General features: G+C 73.8%; 13 protein-coding genes and 1 pseudogene. 6 read left to right on the plus strand and 8 right to left on the minus strand.

What is annotated here, in order from left to right:
* The first annotated feature begins 41 nt into the window (after nucleotides 1–41).
* The 5 genes from OTB16_RS21595 to OTB16_RS21615 all read left to right on the plus strand — a co-directional run bounded on the left by OTB16_RS21595 (nucleotide 42) and on the right by OTB16_RS21615 (nucleotide 3,917).
* On the plus strand, nucleotides 42–2,063 hold the full coding sequence (locus OTB16_RS21595; protein WP_267722076.1) for an NADPH-dependent 2,4-dienoyl-CoA reductase: 2,022 nt from the start codon (nucleotides 42–44) through the stop codon (nucleotides 2,061–2,063).
* A 93-nt stretch (nucleotides 2,064–2,156) separates the two neighbouring features.
* The gene (locus OTB16_RS21600; protein WP_267722077.1) at nucleotides 2,157–2,570 is read left to right on the plus strand and encodes a PaaI family thioesterase; all 414 of its coding nucleotides are present in this window, start codon (nucleotides 2,157–2,159) and stop codon (nucleotides 2,568–2,570) included.
* 243 nt (nucleotides 2,571–2,813) lie between these two features.
* Nucleotides 2,814–3,179, plus strand: a complete 366-nt coding sequence (locus OTB16_RS21605; protein WP_420717767.1) for a hypothetical protein — start codon at nucleotides 2,814–2,816, stop codon at nucleotides 3,177–3,179.
* A gap of 74 nt (nucleotides 3,180–3,253) precedes the next feature.
* Nucleotides 3,254–3,706 (plus strand): SRPBCC family protein, encoded by a 453-nt coding sequence (locus tag OTB16_RS21610; protein ID WP_267722079.1) that lies wholly within the window; start codon nucleotides 3,254–3,256, stop codon nucleotides 3,704–3,706.
* Between the two features lie 22 nt (nucleotides 3,707–3,728).
* A complete protein-coding gene (locus tag OTB16_RS21615) occupies nucleotides 3,729–3,917 on the plus strand; it encodes a hypothetical protein (protein WP_267722080.1) in 189 nt (62 codons plus the stop codon).
* A gap of 29 nt (nucleotides 3,918–3,946) precedes the next feature.
* On the opposite strand, the gene OTB16_RS21620 is transcribed toward OTB16_RS21615, so the two are convergent.
* The 7 genes and pseudogenes from OTB16_RS21620 to OTB16_RS21650 all read right to left on the minus strand — a co-directional run bounded on the left by OTB16_RS21620 (nucleotide 3,947) and on the right by OTB16_RS21650 (nucleotide 11,184).
* The gene (locus OTB16_RS21620; protein WP_324290865.1) at nucleotides 3,947–4,579 is read right to left on the minus strand and encodes an alpha/beta hydrolase; all 633 of its coding nucleotides are present in this window, start codon (nucleotides 4,577–4,579) and stop codon (nucleotides 3,947–3,949) included.
* A 10-nt stretch (nucleotides 4,580–4,589) separates the two neighbouring features.
* Nucleotides 4,590–4,975 (minus strand): annotated as a pseudogene (locus OTB16_RS21625) (epoxide hydrolase N-terminal domain-containing protein); the annotation flags it as partial.
* Nucleotides 4,976–5,169: 194 nt separating this feature from the next.
* The gene (locus OTB16_RS21630; RefSeq protein ID WP_267722082.1) at nucleotides 5,170–6,750 is read right to left on the minus strand and encodes an alpha/beta hydrolase; all 1,581 of its coding nucleotides are present in this window, start codon (nucleotides 6,748–6,750) and stop codon (nucleotides 5,170–5,172) included.
* A gap of 173 nt (nucleotides 6,751–6,923) precedes the next feature.
* Nucleotides 6,924–7,490, minus strand: coding sequence for a hypothetical protein (locus OTB16_RS21635; protein ID WP_267722083.1), 567 nt, complete (start codon nucleotides 7,488–7,490; stop codon nucleotides 6,924–6,926).
* Between the two features lie 199 nt (nucleotides 7,491–7,689).
* A complete protein-coding gene (locus OTB16_RS21640; RefSeq protein WP_267722084.1) occupies nucleotides 7,690–8,754 on the minus strand; it encodes an SCO0930 family lipoprotein in 1,065 nt (354 codons plus the stop codon).
* Nucleotides 8,755–8,896: 142 nt separating this feature from the next.
* On the minus strand, nucleotides 8,897–10,312 hold the full coding sequence (locus OTB16_RS21645; RefSeq protein ID WP_267722085.1) for an NADH-quinone oxidoreductase subunit NuoF family protein: 1,416 nt from the start codon (nucleotides 10,310–10,312) through the stop codon (nucleotides 8,897–8,899).
* A 29-nt stretch (nucleotides 10,313–10,341) separates the two neighbouring features.
* Entirely contained in the window at nucleotides 10,342–11,184 is an 843-nt protein-coding gene (locus tag OTB16_RS21650; RefSeq protein ID WP_267722086.1) for a hypothetical protein, read from the minus strand.
* 1,155 nt (nucleotides 11,185–12,339) lie between these two features.
* Between OTB16_RS21650 and OTB16_RS21655 the strand changes: the two genes are divergently transcribed.
* Nucleotides 12,340–13,185 (plus strand): PucR family transcriptional regulator, encoded by an 846-nt coding sequence (locus OTB16_RS21655; RefSeq protein ID WP_267722087.1) that lies wholly within the window; start codon nucleotides 12,340–12,342, stop codon nucleotides 13,183–13,185.
* 151 nt (nucleotides 13,186–13,336) lie between these two features.
* Here OTB16_RS21655 and OTB16_RS21660 read toward each other — a convergent pair whose 3' ends face one another.
* A complete protein-coding gene (locus OTB16_RS21660; protein ID WP_267722088.1) occupies nucleotides 13,337–14,155 on the minus strand; it encodes an RNA polymerase sigma factor in 819 nt (272 codons plus the stop codon).
* Between the last annotated feature and the right edge of the window lie 136 nt (nucleotides 14,156–14,291).

Consider the following 14,291-nt stretch of genomic DNA (forward strand, 5'->3'; position numbering starts at 1 on the left):
CTAGAACAGGGTCATCACCCCCGCGCGAGGAGGCGCCCCCCATGACGCAGAGCCGGTACCCGCACCTGTTGAGCCCCCTGGACCTCGGTTTCACCACGCTGCCGAACCGCGTGGTCATGGGCTCCATGCACACCGGCCTCGAGGAGCACGCGGGCGGCTTCGAGCGCCTCGCCGCCTTCTACGCCGAGCGCGCCCGCGGCGGCGTCGGCCTGATCGTCACCGGCGGCATCGCCCCCAACGACGCCGGCCGCCCCTTCGAGGGCGGCTCCCGCCTCACCACCGAGGAGGAGGCGGCCGAGCACCGGGTGATCACCGAGGCCGTGCACGCCGAGGGCGGGAAGATCGCGATGCAGATCCTCCACTTCGGCCGCTACGCCTACCACAAGGACCTGGTCGCCCCCAGCCCGCTCCAGGCCCCGATCAGCCCGTTCGTCCCGAACGAGCTCACCGACATCGAGGTCGAGCGCACGGTCGAGGACTTCGTCCGCGCCGCCCGCCTGGCCAAGCTCGCCGGCTACGACGGCGTCGAGATCATGGGCTCCGAGGGCTACCTCGTCAACGAGTTCATCGCCGCCGCGACCAACCGCCGCACCGACCGCTGGGGCGGCGCGTACGAGAACCGCGTCCGCTTCCCGCTGGAGATCGTCCGGCGCACCCGCGCGGCCGTCGGCGAGGACTTCATCATCGTCTACCGCCTCTCCATGCTGGACCTGATCCCCGGCGGCTCCACCCTCGACGAGGTCGTCCGCCTCGCCAAGGAGGTCGAGGCCGCCGGCGCCACCATCATCAACACCGGCATCGGCTGGCACGAGGCCCGCATCCCCACCATCGCCACCTCCGTCCCGCGCGGCGCGTACACCTGGGTCACGAAGCGGCTGATGGGTGCGGTGAGCGTCCCGCTCGTCACCAGCAACCGCATCAACACCCCCGAGATCGCCGAGGAACTGCTCGCCGACGGGCGCGCCGACCTGGTGTCCCTGGCACGGCCCTTCCTCGCCGACGCCGACTTCGTCGCGAAGGCCGCGGCCGGCCGCTCCGAGACCATCAACACCTGCATCGGCTGCAACCAGGCCTGCCTGGACCACACCTTCAGCGGCAAGATCACCAGCTGTCTGGTCAACCCGCGCGCCTGCCACGAGACCGAGCTGGTCCTCGCGCCCACCCGGCTGAAGAAGAGCGTCGCCGTCGTCGGAGCCGGCCCGGCCGGTCTGGCCTGCGCCGTCTCCGCCGCCGGCCGCGGCCACGCCGTCACCCTCTTCGAGGCCTCCGGGCACATAGGCGGCCAGCTCGACATCGCCCGCCGCATCCCCGGCAAGGAGGAGTTCGAGGAGACCATCCGCTACTTCGGCACCCAGCTCGTGGAGAGCGGGGTGGAGGTCCGCCTGAACACCCGCGCCGACGTGCGGACCCTCCAGGGTTACGACGAGGTCGTGGTCGCCACCGGGGTCACCCCCCGCACCCCCGACATCGAGGGCGTGGACCACCCCAGCGTCGTCGACTACCTCGACGTGCTGCGCGACGGCGCCCCGGTCGGCGAGCGCGTCGCCGTCGTCGGGGCGGGCGGCATCGGCTTCGACGTCGCGGAGTTCCTCACCGACAGCGGCGAAGGCGCCTCCCAGGACCCCGCCGTGTACTTCCGGCACTGGGGCGTGGACACCTCGTACGCCGGACCCGGCGGGCTCACCGCCCCCGAGCGGCCGGCCCCGCCGCGCCAGGTGCACCTGCTCCAGCGCAAGACCACCAAGGTCGGCGCGGGCCTGGGCACCACCACCGGCTGGATCCACCGCGCGGAGCTCAAGCACCGCGGGGTCGTCTCCGTCGCCGGGGCCTCCTACGACCGCATCGACGACGAGGGCCTGCACATCACGGTGGGCGGCGAGCAGCGCCTCGTATCCGCCGACACCGTGGTCCTGTGCACCGGCCAGGAGCCGCGGCGCGACCTGTGGGAGGCGCTGCGCGAGGCGGGCGTCGAGGCGCACCTGATCGGCGGCGCCGACGTGGCCGCCGAACTCGACGCCAAGCGGGCCATCCGCCAGGGCACGGAGCTGGCCGCCGGCCTCTGAGCCGGAGGGCTCCGGCCGGGAGATCCTCCGGGGGATGATCCTTTATGCTCCAGGGTGTTGTGGCGGCCGGGCCCCGGCCGCCACAATCTCCTGGTGACGCTGACACCGGCAGACGCAGAGAAGATCCTCGCCGACCACTTCGCCCCCTGGGTGCTCGCCCTGGGCCTGACCGTCCAGGAGACCGGGGAGCGGCACGCCGTGCTGCGGCTGCCCTGGTCCGACACCCTGGCCCGGGACGGCGGCGGCCTCTCCGGACAGGCCCTGATGGCCGCCGCCGACACGGCCACGGTCATCGCCCTGTCCGCCGCGCGCGGGGAGTACGGGCCGATGACCACCGTCCAGCAGTCGACCAGCTTCCAGCGGCCGGTGGTCGGCGTGGACGTGCTGATCCGCGTACGCGTCACCAAGCTCGGCCGGCGGATGGCCTTCGCCGACGTCACCATGACCCCCGAGGGCGCCGACGAGCCGGCGGCGACGGCCTCCACGGTCTACGCCCTGCTCGGCTGAGACCGTTCCGGGGCGCCCCGGCGGCGCCGCCGCGTCAGCTTCCGGCTGCGACCGACGCGGCCGGGCCGACGCCGGTGAGGCGTCCCGCCTGGGCCCAGAGCCGTGCGTTCGCGCCCGGTCCAGGGCCCGGCGGGTGATGCGGGCCTCCGTGCCGGGTCCGACCAGGCCGAAGCGTCCGCCCGGTCCGTGGTAGCCGCCCGCGGTCGCGTCCGGGCTGGTGGCGCGTGCGTCGCGCGGGCCTTCGTGGAGCGGCCCGTCCGGTGCGACCTGATCGGCGCCCGCGCCGCCGTACCGGAGCGCAACGTCTCCCCGCAGGTCGCCGCCCAGTACACGAGGGCCGCCATCGCCATCGCCACCGCGCCGGCCGGGCGGGTCGCCCACCACCTGCCCGAGCCGGGGGAGCGCGACGCCTTCCGCTTCGTCGCCTTCCGCTTCGTCGCCGGAACGCTGATGGTCACCGGGGCCGTCTGGGCGCACGCCCACCCCTCCGCCGCCATGCTCGCGGCGTACGAGGAGGACCCGTTCCCGGCCGCGCTGCGCCTGGTCTTCGCCGCCACCCTGCGCGAGACGCTGGAGGTCCTGCTGTCCGGGCTGTTGGCGCGCGCCTGAGCCGCTCCTCTGCGATCGTGGGTCATCATTGCGGATCGCGCGGCGGACCGCACCGGGTCGCACGAGGAGTGGACATGTCCGGACAGTTCGAGGCGAGCGTGGAGATCGACCGGCCGATCGAGGCGGTCTTCGCCTACCTCGCCGACGGGCGCCACGACCCCGAGTTCAGCCCGCGGGTCCAGGAGATCACCAAGACGCCCGACGGCCCGACGGCCGTCGGCACGGTCTTCCGCAGCACGGTCAAGGACGCCGGGATGAAGACCGGCCGCGAGTTCCGCATCACCGCGTACGAGCCACCGGGGCTGATCCGCTGGACGGAGCAGACCAAGAACCTGGTCACCGCGTCCGGCGGCTACGACCTCGAAGCCCTCCCCGGCGGCCGCACCCGCGTCCGGATCTTCAACACCCTGGAGGGCCACGGGATCGGCAAGCTCCTCGTAGGCCTGGCCGTGAGCGCGGCCCGCAAGGACGCCCCCGACTTCGGCCGCCGCATCAAATCGGCGGCCGAGGCGTCCCTCGCCCCCTAGGGTGTGCCGTCAAAGTCGTTCGGTGGGCCGTGAAGTCCTGCTCGCACCGCCCGACTCGCTGCTGTACGTGAGCCGTTGGTGCAGCGAGGAGGACCTGGTGGCCTACGCCCGCGGGCACTGGCGCGACCGGCCCGTGCTGCTGCCGGGCAAGGGTGGGTACCTCGAAGAACCGCTTCGCGTACGCCACTTCGTGCGCGCACCGCCGGCCTGACCCCTCGGGGCCGCCGGGGCTCCGGCCGATCAGCCGCGGCTCCAGCGGAAGTCCGCCTCCGGGAAGCGGGCCGAGGGGGCGTCCAGGAGGGGTGAGCGGCGGCCCAGCAGGAACCGGTCGAAGAACGCGCGGGCATAGGCCCGGATCACTTCCGCGGACCGCGCCGGGGCCAGGGTGCCCAGCAGCTCCGCGTACAGGTCCGCCGGCCAGGCGTCCCGCAGGCCGCCCGGCTCCGCGAAGTGCGGCAGGTCGGTGAACGCCAGGTGGCCGCTGCCCGTGATCCGCACCTGGCGTGCCCAGCCGCGCTGGTGGCCGCGCCACCGCCGCCAGGTGTCGTGGTCCTCCAGCGCGGTGAGCAGGAGGTAGGGCCGGTCCAGCCCGAGGTCCGCCACCGGCGAGCCGAAGAACGCCCCGTCCAGGCCCAGTCCGGCCCGGAAGCGGCCGTCGACGCGCAGGGCCTCGGCCGCCGCGGCCCCGCCCATCGAGTGGCCCAGGACCCCGATCCGTGCCGGGTCCGCGACCGGCCACCCCGGCCGCCGTCCCCGTACGCCCGGCGGCTCAGTTCGGGTCCGCCGCCGACGCAGTCCGGTAGGGGCGGAACAACGCGCGCAGTTCCTCCGCGTACAGCTCGGGTTCCTCGAAGGCGGCGAAGTGACGGCGATCGAGTCGAGGGCCGCGCCGGCCGGGGTCGGTCAGCAGCGGGACGGCCTTCTGGTAGCGCCAGAACGAGTCCGGCCAGCCGTGGCAGAGGACCAGCGGCAGCACGGGCCCCGCCGGCGCGACGGCCCGGGCGGGCACGAAGTGGATGCCGAGTCCGCCGAGCGGGACGCGGAAGCGGGGGAGCCGGGCGAGGGCGGCCTCCTGGGCCGGCCAGTCGAACCCGTCCGCCCAGTACGCGACGAGTTCGCGGAGGTGGGCGAGGTCGGTTCCGAGCGACCACCCCGCGTCCTGCGGCGCGTCCGGCCACCGCGTCGCGCGCAGCCGCGCGCGGAAGTCCTCGAGCGCCGCGGGCGCGGCCGCGGGGTGAACGGCTCGGGGCGGGGCAGGGCGTCCGGCATGGGGCGCATGCTGGCGCGCCGGCCCCGTCCGCCCGCGGCGGTACGGCCCCGCCCGCGCCTGACGGTACGGCCCCGTCCGCCCGCCGCGGCGCGGCCCCGGTGCCGGGCGCGACGGTACGGCCCGGGCGCCGCCCGCTGCGGCGCGGACGGTGCCCGGGCCGGGGCCCGTCGCGGTGTGCCGACCGGTCAGGCGGTCAGAACCGCCCGGGCCCGGCCGGGAACGGCAGCTGCTTCGCCGGGTTCCGGGACAGCCGCTGCCCCGGGTCGGCCGGCGGGCTCTGGCAGGTCACGTCCTCCGCGGGCAGCCGGCCGGTGGTCAGGTAGGCGTTGACCGTGGGGTTGACGCAGGAGGCCGGGTCGACGAGGTACACGGCGTGGCCCTCACCGCCGGCCGCCAGCACCATGCGGGAACCCTTGAGCGCGCGGTGCAGGCCCTGGCCGCTGGAGAGCGGGGTCTGCGAGTCCCACTCGTTCTGCACGGTCAGGACGTTGGCCCGCTTGTTCATCGGCGTGGCCGACTCGACCGGCCGGTCCCAGAAGGCACACGGCTTGATGTTGGACGCCATGTCCCCGTACAGCGGGTACTTCGCCTTGTCCTTCGCCGCGTCCCGCGCGTACTGCTCGGTGTAGCGGGGCCAGGCGCCGGTGTCCCCGCACAGGACCGACCACAGGACAGCGGTGCCGTTGTCCGCGACCGGCTGCGGGTCGGCGGCCCGCCCGCCGGCGATCAGCTTCCTCAGGTCCGGCGCGGCCGCGCCCCCGGGCACGGGGGTGCCCTCGGCCGCGGCCTTGATCTGCTGGACGACGGCCGAGGCCTGCGCCGGGTAGAAGAAGACGGCCCGGGCGGCCCGGATGTCGACGCCCGTGATCTTCGTGCCGAAGTAGTCGATCGGCTCCCGGTCCGCGCGCGCCACCAGACCCCAGAACGTCTCCGACACCGCCCCGGGCGTCGCCCCGAGCCCGTACTGGTCCGAGCGCTCGGCGGCCCACCGCGTCCACCGCTCGTACGCGGGCTCTGCCTCGGTTGCCCACACCTGGATCATGCCGCGCCAGATGCGCTGGGGGTCCACCCCGCTGTCCAGGACGAAGCGGTCGGTGCGCTGCGGGAACATCTGCGAGTACACCGCGCCGAGGTACGTCCCGTACGAGTAGCCCACGTACGAGATCTTTCGCTCGCCCAGCACCGCGCGGATCGTGTCCATGTCGCGCGCCGTGTTGCGCGTGGTGATGTACGGGATCACGTCGCCGGACTTCTCGCGGCACTTCTCCGCGACGGTACGGGCCCAGGCCACGTCGGCCGCGTAGGTCTCGGGCCGGTACGGCCGGTCGATGACCTCCTCGGCCGGGGTCAGCCCGCAGGTGACGGGGCTGCTCCGGCCGACGCCGCGCGGGTCGAAGCCGATGAGGTCGTACTGGTCCCGTACGTCCTTCGGCATCAGCTCGTTCATCATCACCGGGTCGGAGAGCCCACTGCCGCCCGGTCCGCCGGGGTTGAACAGCATGACGCCGTGCCGCCTGGCGGGATTCTCGGTCTTCAGACGGGATATCGCGAGGTCGATCGTGCGCCCCTCGGGGCGCCGGTAGTCGAGCGGGACCTTCAGGGTGGCGCACTCGTACGAGGCCGGCTGGTCCTCGGCACAGCGGTGCCAGGCGGGCTTCTGCTTGAGGTACGCCGCCTCCGGTGCGGCGAAGGCCTGGGTCGCACCCAGCATGGGAAGCGTGGTCGCGATGAGACCGGCGATGGTGAGCAGCGGTGCGAGGCGTTTCAGACGCACGGGCGGTTCCTCAGGGTCGGTGAATTCGACGAATTCGCTTACCCGTCCACCTTGTTGCATACATCAGCGGGACCGAATCATCCCGAAGGGCCGGTCCCTGTGCACCTCGCGAATGAGCTGAAATCTGGACAACTGGCCGACACGCCGCGTTTGATGCGTGAGACCGCGGCGCGTCAGTGGCCCGTGTGGTCGGCGCCGTTCTCGAGGGAGCCGCCGATCCGGCCGCGCAGGCCGCCCAGGGCGTCCGCCGACTGTGCGGTGACCACCCACCGGTCGCCGACCAGGTAGAGGCCGCCGTACGCTTGGGCCTCCGTCAGCCAGGAGCGCAGTCCCTGCTCGGCGGCGAAGGTGGCGATGCGAAAGGGGCCCTGCGTGCTCTCGCAGCCGCCCTGACGCAACTCCTCTGCCTGCACGCTGACTTCGGCGGCGCAGCCGATGGCGGCGGCGATCTCCTCGATCGTGGTGGAGGGGGCGCCGGGGGACGGGGCGCCGGGGGAGGGGGCGGCGCTGCCGGCGGGCGGGGAGGCGTCGCCGGACGCGGACCCGGTCTTCGCCGCCGGGTGGGCCGAACCGTGCCCGGCCACGGGGTGCGCCGCCGAGGCGCCGGAGCAGCCGGCGCTCAGCAGCGTGGCGCAGACCGCGGCGATCGCCGCGAGTGCGTGCCGCGGCCGCCGGATCCGGCGGATCCGGTGGACCCGGCACGGTCGGATGTCGTCACGCTGCGGTTCGGTCCTCGGCATGGGTACCTCATCGGCTGGTCGGAAGGACGGCCGCGGTGTCCCGGGCGCGGGGAGCTCGCCCGGGACACCGCGAGTAAGGGGTGCGGGATCGTCCGGACCGCCCTTTCGGGGCGGGCCCGGCCCGCGAGCGACGGCCTGGGTGCTGTCGTCCAACCGGCCCAGGCCGCTCGGGGATGCTTCTGGATCGGAGCGGGGACGCCTAGCTCACGGCCTTGGCCTTCTTGCCCTTCTCGGTCACGGCGAACCAGAGGCCCTGCTTGTTGTGACCGGTGATGTCACCGGCTTCCTTGTCACCGGTGAAGGAATAGACGGGCCAGCAGTCGATGGTCAGCTGCTCGCTTCCGTCGGGCCTTTTCACCGTCCCGATCATTTCGGCGGCAATTCCCTTCACCTTCGTCTTGTCGACGGGCTTGGCGGGCTTCCAGGTATCGAGGCAGGCCCCGACGCAGCCGATTTTCATCGGCCACGCGCTGTCCTTGTCGAAGCGGTAGAGCGTCCGCCCCTCCGCGTCGGCGACGATGGTGCCCAATACGGCATTCGTGCGGGCGGAAAGCTCGATCGCCGCTTCCTTCTGCTTCTCCTCGGACGCCTCCGGTGCCGGGGCGGGGGCCGGCGCCGCGCCGGCGCCCGATCCCTGGCCCTCGCCCTTCCCGCCCGCCGCGGCCGGCTTCCCGTCGGCTCCCAGGACGTGCCAGGTACCGCCGACGCCCTCACCGAGCGTGTCCCCCGGCTTGGTGTCCTTCGCGTAGCGGTACACGGGCCACCCCGCGAGCGTCAGCTGCCGGGTGCCGTCGGCCCGGGCGACGGAACCGAGCAGGCCCGCGTCGATGCCCGCCCCGGCCTTCGCGTCGTCCGCCGCCACCGCGGGCCAGACCTTCGCGCAGTCGCCCTCGCAGTTCGACTTGGGGGGCTTCGGTGTGTCCTTGTCGAAGCGGTAGAGCGTCCAGCCCTCACCGTCGGTGACCGCGGAGCCGAGCCCCGGGACGTCCCGCACCTTGAGCTCCCCGGCCGGACCGGCCTTGGCGGCCGCGCCCGCGGCGTCGGGGGTGACGCTGCCGTACCCGGCGCCCGCCCCCGCGCCCGCTTCCATTTCGGCCCCGTAGCCGCCGTTCGAATCGTAGGCCGAGCCGAGCTGTTTACCGGAGCCCGCCGGCTGTACTGCGCTCGCATTTCCGGAGGACGTGTCGGCGGCTCCGCACCCTGCGGTCAGCAGCAGTACCGCTACCGCCGATCCGGCGATTACTCCACGACGCCTTGTGTTCACGATCTCTCCTTCAATTCGGTTCCGTGTTCGTGTGCCTTCGCTCATTGATACGGGGCCCGCGTCGGCGGGCGTTCATATCCCACGGAATTTGTCAGATCGCGCCAACATTGAACTCGCAAGCCGTCCAAGGCCGTTCACGGCCTCATTCCAGGATGCGCAGGGCGAGCGCCGGGCAGCGCCGCACGGCGCGCAGCGCCTTCGTCCGCAGCCGGCCCGGTACGGCCATGGAGGCCTCGGCGGGATAGCCGTCCGCGTCGAGCCGCACCACGTCGGGAAGGATGTCCACGCACAGCCCGTGCCCCTTGCACAGCGTCCAGTCCACGACGAGCCGCTCCGGGCTCTCGTCCTCGGGCAGCGGCAGGGCTCCCAGGACCCGCCTCCCGCACCCGCTGCCGAGCGCGTGGTCCCGGAACTCGTCGGGGAACGCGGACAGGGCCGAGGCGACGAAGCGCGACGTGCCGTCCGGATGACTGCACGCACCGCGCTTCATGACGCCCGCCATCCGCGCTTCCAGCATCTCCAGCGCCGTCCTGCCGCCGCCCCGCAGGGCCTCGTCCAGTACGTCCGCAAGCGCGGGCAGCCCGCGTACGCAGGGTCCGCACTGGCCGGCGGTCTCGTTCGCCATCCAGCGGGTGACCCGCGCCACCTCGCCCATCGGGCAGGTGTCCTCGGGCAGCGGGAGCACCGCTCCCGCGCCCAGTCTCGCCCCCAGGGACTCCAGGGACTCCCGGGAGATCTCCGCGTAGCGGGCGGATCCGGGGTCCAGCCACTTGCCGTGGTAACCGCCGACGAGCACGCCCTGCCCGGGGCCGGTGCCGCACAGTTCCAGGACGTACGCCATCGAGGTCCCCGCCGGCACCTCGACGACGGTGGCCCCCGCGACGGTCAGCATGATGGTGCCCGGCTCCGAGGGGAGCCCGACCGTACGGAAGTCCAGCGCGCCCAGCCGTGCGGCGAGGGCCAGCTGGGCGAAGGTCTCGGTGTTCGACAGCAGGGTGGGCACTCCGCCCAGCCCCCGCTCACTGGTCCGTACCTTCTGCCCCGAGGGAAGGGTCGGGCCGCCGTTCAATCCGCTGATCATCGCGGTGCCCTCGCCCGTGACGAAGCGTTCGGGAAGCCGTCCCACGCGCACCCGGCGACCGGACGGGCCGCGCTCCGCGATGGCCTCCCGCACCGACTGCTCCACGTCGTCCCGGGTGACGGCGACCACGACGTCCTCGGCGTCGAGCGCCGCGGCCGCCAGCAGCGCGCCGTCGATGACCAGGTGCGGGGCGTGCAGCAGCAGGGCCTTGTCCTTGAGGCAACTCGGCTCCCCCTCGCTCCCGTTGACGACGACCGCGGTCCGGCCGTCGCGGCCCCGGGCCGAGCGCATCACGGCGCGCAGCTTGCGGTGGAAGGGGAAGGCGGCCCCGCCGCGGCCCCGGAGGTCGATGTTGTCGGCGAGTTCGACGAGCTCGTCCGGGCGGTAGAGGGGGAGCGAACCGTGGGTCGTCAGGTGCGCGACCCGGTCGAGCCGCGGAACCTGGTCGAGTCCGGCCAGCAGCCGGGGGGCGCCCACGCAGCCGAGGCTGGGGCGCGGCCCGCCGCTCACAGCCACCGCTCGCGGGTGGCGAGGCGCTCGGCCGGGACGTCCTGCGCTCCGGAGGCCTGGTTCGGGATGTAGACGGTGGCGACGTACGGCGGGTTCGTGGCGACGTACGGCGGGTTCTCGGGCCGGGGCGGCGGCGCGGCGGGCTGCGGGGGCGGCCCGTCGGCGCCGCGTTCCGGGCGGGTCCGCGCGAAGGAGCCCTGCCTGAGCCGGGTGGGTGCGATGCCCGGCTGCGCCGGCGGCCGGGAACCCGTGCCGTCCATGCGGGCCTTGATGCGCAGCGCGACGAGGGTGGCGACGCCGATCAGGCACAGGGCGTAGGCCACCGTCACCCAGCCGCTGGCCGAGCGGCCGGACTTCAGCCCGTGGACCAGGGAGGCGCCCCAGGCCGGGTAGGCCCCGAAGTGCAGGACCCGCCACCACAGCGAGCGGGTCTTGGTGGCGAACACGCTGCGCAGCGCGCCGGACACCGCCACGGACACGAACAGGTAGCCGGCCAGGGTGCCGAGGCCGATGAGCACCGGCTGGTCCACGTCGGTGAAGGGGAGGGCCGCCGCCGTGGCGGTGGTCTGTGACTTGGCGACCTTGACCCAGATGTGCAGGGCCAGGAAGCCCAGCCCGGACACGGCCAGGCCCCGGTGCACGCCCTGGGCGATCAGCCGGTGGCCCGAGCCGAGCAGGGTTCGGTCGGTGGCCACCAGTCCCCACAGGACGGTGGAGGTGAGCGAGACGAGCGAGAGGACGCCCGCTCCGAAGTCGAGGAAGTCCCACAGCTGGGTCAGCGCGCCCGCGCGGGCGGCGATGACGAGGGTGACGACGGCCGCGCCGGTGGCGGCGACCACACCGGGCCGCAACCGTCCGGACGCGGGCAAGAGAGGGGGTCGCCGAACGGCACGCCTGCCCGCGGCCGGAGCTGTCGCCGCCGCGTGGCGGCTCCGGGAGCGGGCTCTGTGCGAGCGTGGCATGTGGGGCTGGGACAGGGGCATCCAGATCTCCTGTGCGCCTGGGTGCCGAGCACTCCACCGGCGCTCGGCACCCGGGGGTCGTGGTCGGTAGTGCCCGGCAGCGCTGTGAACTCCCGCGCCGGCCGAGGGAGCTTGGGGCCGGAGTGCAGAAGCATCGTGGAGCGGTCAGGCGGCTCCACGGGATTTATCGAAACGTGATAATTTCTCGCACCGCGTCTCCGGCGCATCGAACAACACCGGAAGATTCCCCTCCAGCGGAGGTTGCGACAGGCCCCCGCACCGCCCGCCATCTACGCGTACTCGTCGGTAAAGACACGGCAAAGTCGCGGGACCGCAGATGGCCGGACCCCTCTAGGAGGGAGTACGAGGGCCTCAAGTCTCTATGTCAGACGCCACTGTTGACAAGGAGTCAACCTCGGCGGGCTTGCCGCACTCCGGGCAGGCCTCACCCCGGCACGAACGAGGAAAACGATGTGCGAACTTCTGAACCGCATCTGGTCCCGCCCAAGAGGCGAGTGGACCCGCGTACTGCGCAGGGAACTTCCCACGCTGGCCGCCGAGATAGTGGAGGAGCTTCTGCATGGAATTCCGGGACTTTCCACTCTTGTCTATGACAACGATGCCCTCGACGACGAACTGCTCAGACAGTGCGTGGAAGAGGCACTGCTGAACGCCCTCGGCTATCGCGACGGGCAGACCCGGGCACATGCCCAGCCCTCTTCCCCGGCCCACGCGCCGGCGCGGCCCGCAGTGCCGCGCCTGTCCAAGGTGCCGTCGCAAGTGCGGCCGCGTATCGCGGAAGTGAAGGACAAGGAGAAGGATCGGCACGACGGCCGGCAGACCGTCCTGGAACACACCCGTGCCCATACCCGGGAACCCGCCCGAGAACCCTCCCGCGAACACAGCCGCGAGGACGGACCGGGCGGCGGGCACGGGGGCGGACGCGGAGAGGCGCGCGGAGAAACGCGCGGAGACGCGCGTGAAGAGACACGCGGAGACGCGCGTGAAGAGACGCGCGAAGACACGCGTGGAGTGACGCGCGGAGACCCGCGTGGGGACCGGCCGGAGCCGGCAACCGCGCCCGACGGGGCGCGCCAAGAGCTCTTCGACGCCCTGACCGACGACCGGCAGGCGTCCGAGAGCTCCATCGGCGAACTCGCCGAGGCGGCCGGCTGGCCCCTCCCGCCCGCCGTACGGGCCGTGGCGCTCGCCGCTCCCGGTGACGCCCAGCAGCTGGCGGCCGTACTGGACGACACGCTCGCCGGCATGTTCGCGGGCCGCCCCTGCCTGCTCGTCCCGAGCGCCGAGACCGACGCCAGGGCCCCCCTGGAACTGCCCCTGCGCGGCCGGTTCGCCGCCGTCGGCCACGCCGTGCCCCTCCGCGACACGGCGTCCTCGCTGCGCTGGGCCGTGCGCCTGCTCGCGCTGACCCCCAACCGCGGGGGCCTGGACGCCCGGGCCGTCTTCGTGGACGACCACCTCTCCACCCTGCTCCTCCTCCAGGACGAGCCCCTGGCCCACGCACTCGCCGCCCGCTGGCTGCGGCCGCTCGCGGACCTGACCCCGCGCCAGAGCGAGCGGCTGGAGGTGACGCTGCTCGCCTGGCTGGAGGGCGGCGGAGCCCCCGAGGCGGCGAAGGCGCTCAGTGTGCACCCGCAGACCGTGCGCTACCGCATGCGCCAGCTGGAGAAGCTCTTCGGTACCGGCCTGCGGGACCCGCGCACCCGCTTCGAGCTGGAGATGGCCCTGCGCAGCCGCCGGCTCATGGCCCAGGTGCGGCGCCAGCACTCGCGGGTGGGCCGCCGGGCGGCCCGTGTGGTCACCGCCGACTTCCCGGCCCTGGCCGTCGGGAGGATGGCCCGCGTCAACGGCCTCTGACCCGCGGGCTCCGCAGCCCCCGTACGAAAGGAAAGGCCCCGGCCCGGACCCGCCTGAGGCGGGTCCGGGCCGGGGCCTTCGTACAGGGGGAGGTGGCAGTGGGGGCGACTTCGGTCCGGGCGAACGCCGTGCGGCGGCTACCGGTCGGCGCCTACCGGGCGGCGAAGGGGGCGGACACCGCACCGCGCATCGTCGAGTTGAGGTCCAGGAGTTCCGTGTACGCCCGGGCGCAGCTTCCGCACTCCGCCAGGTGGCGGGCGAGTTCGCGGGACAGGCGCGTACCGCCCCTGCGGACGGCCGGGCCGAGCAGGCCGGCGTAGTGGCGGCAGCGGCCGTCCGCCGCCGCCTCCACGTGGGCGCGCAGGTACGCCTCCCGCAGCCCCTCCCGGGCCCGGAACGCCAGCGAGGTCACCGCGCTGGGGGTGATGCCCAGCAGCGCGGCGACCTTGTGGGGGGAGCCCTCCTCGACGAGCGTGTGCCACAGCACGAGCCGCCACCGCTCCGGCAGCCCGGCGAAGGAGCGGGCGACGAGCCTGCGGTCCTCGCCCGCCACCCACTGCTGCTGCGGGTCCCCGCCGATCGGGCCGGGCTGGCGCCAGGTGTCGAAGTCGGAGGTCAGCAGTGTCCTTCCGGCGCCGTCCCGCCACTGGATGGCGGTGTGGCGGACGACAGACAGGAGGTACGAACGCCAGGGCCCCCGCGGTCCCGCCCCGGCGCGAACGGCCTGGAAGGTCCGCAGGAAGGCCTCCGACACCAGGTCCTCCGCGTCCTGCGGAGACCGGCAGCACGTGCGCGCGTACGCCAGGGCGGCCCGCCGGTGGCGCCGGTACAGCAGGGCGCATACCGCCGGGTCCGCCTCGCCCGCGCCGTACCCGCGGCGCAGCAGCAGGGTCAGTTCCGCGTCGGAGGGCGGGGGCGCGGCCCCGCCCGGGGGCCGCGGGCCGGCCGCGGAGTCACCAGAGCCTGACATGCCACTCCTCGGAGGTCGGACCCGGCGGGACCGGGTGCCGCGGGGCGGTGCCGGCCCGAAGTCGGCTCCGGACCGGCACCTTTCCCGAACCGGGCGCGATCGTGGGGGGAGGAGGGGCGCCCGGCCCGGGAGCATG

Origin of the sequence: Streptomyces antarcticus (assembly GCF_026627255.1) — a bacterium.
GTDB classification, from domain to species: domain Bacteria; phylum Actinomycetota; class Actinomycetes; order Streptomycetales; family Streptomycetaceae; genus Streptomyces; species Streptomyces antarcticus.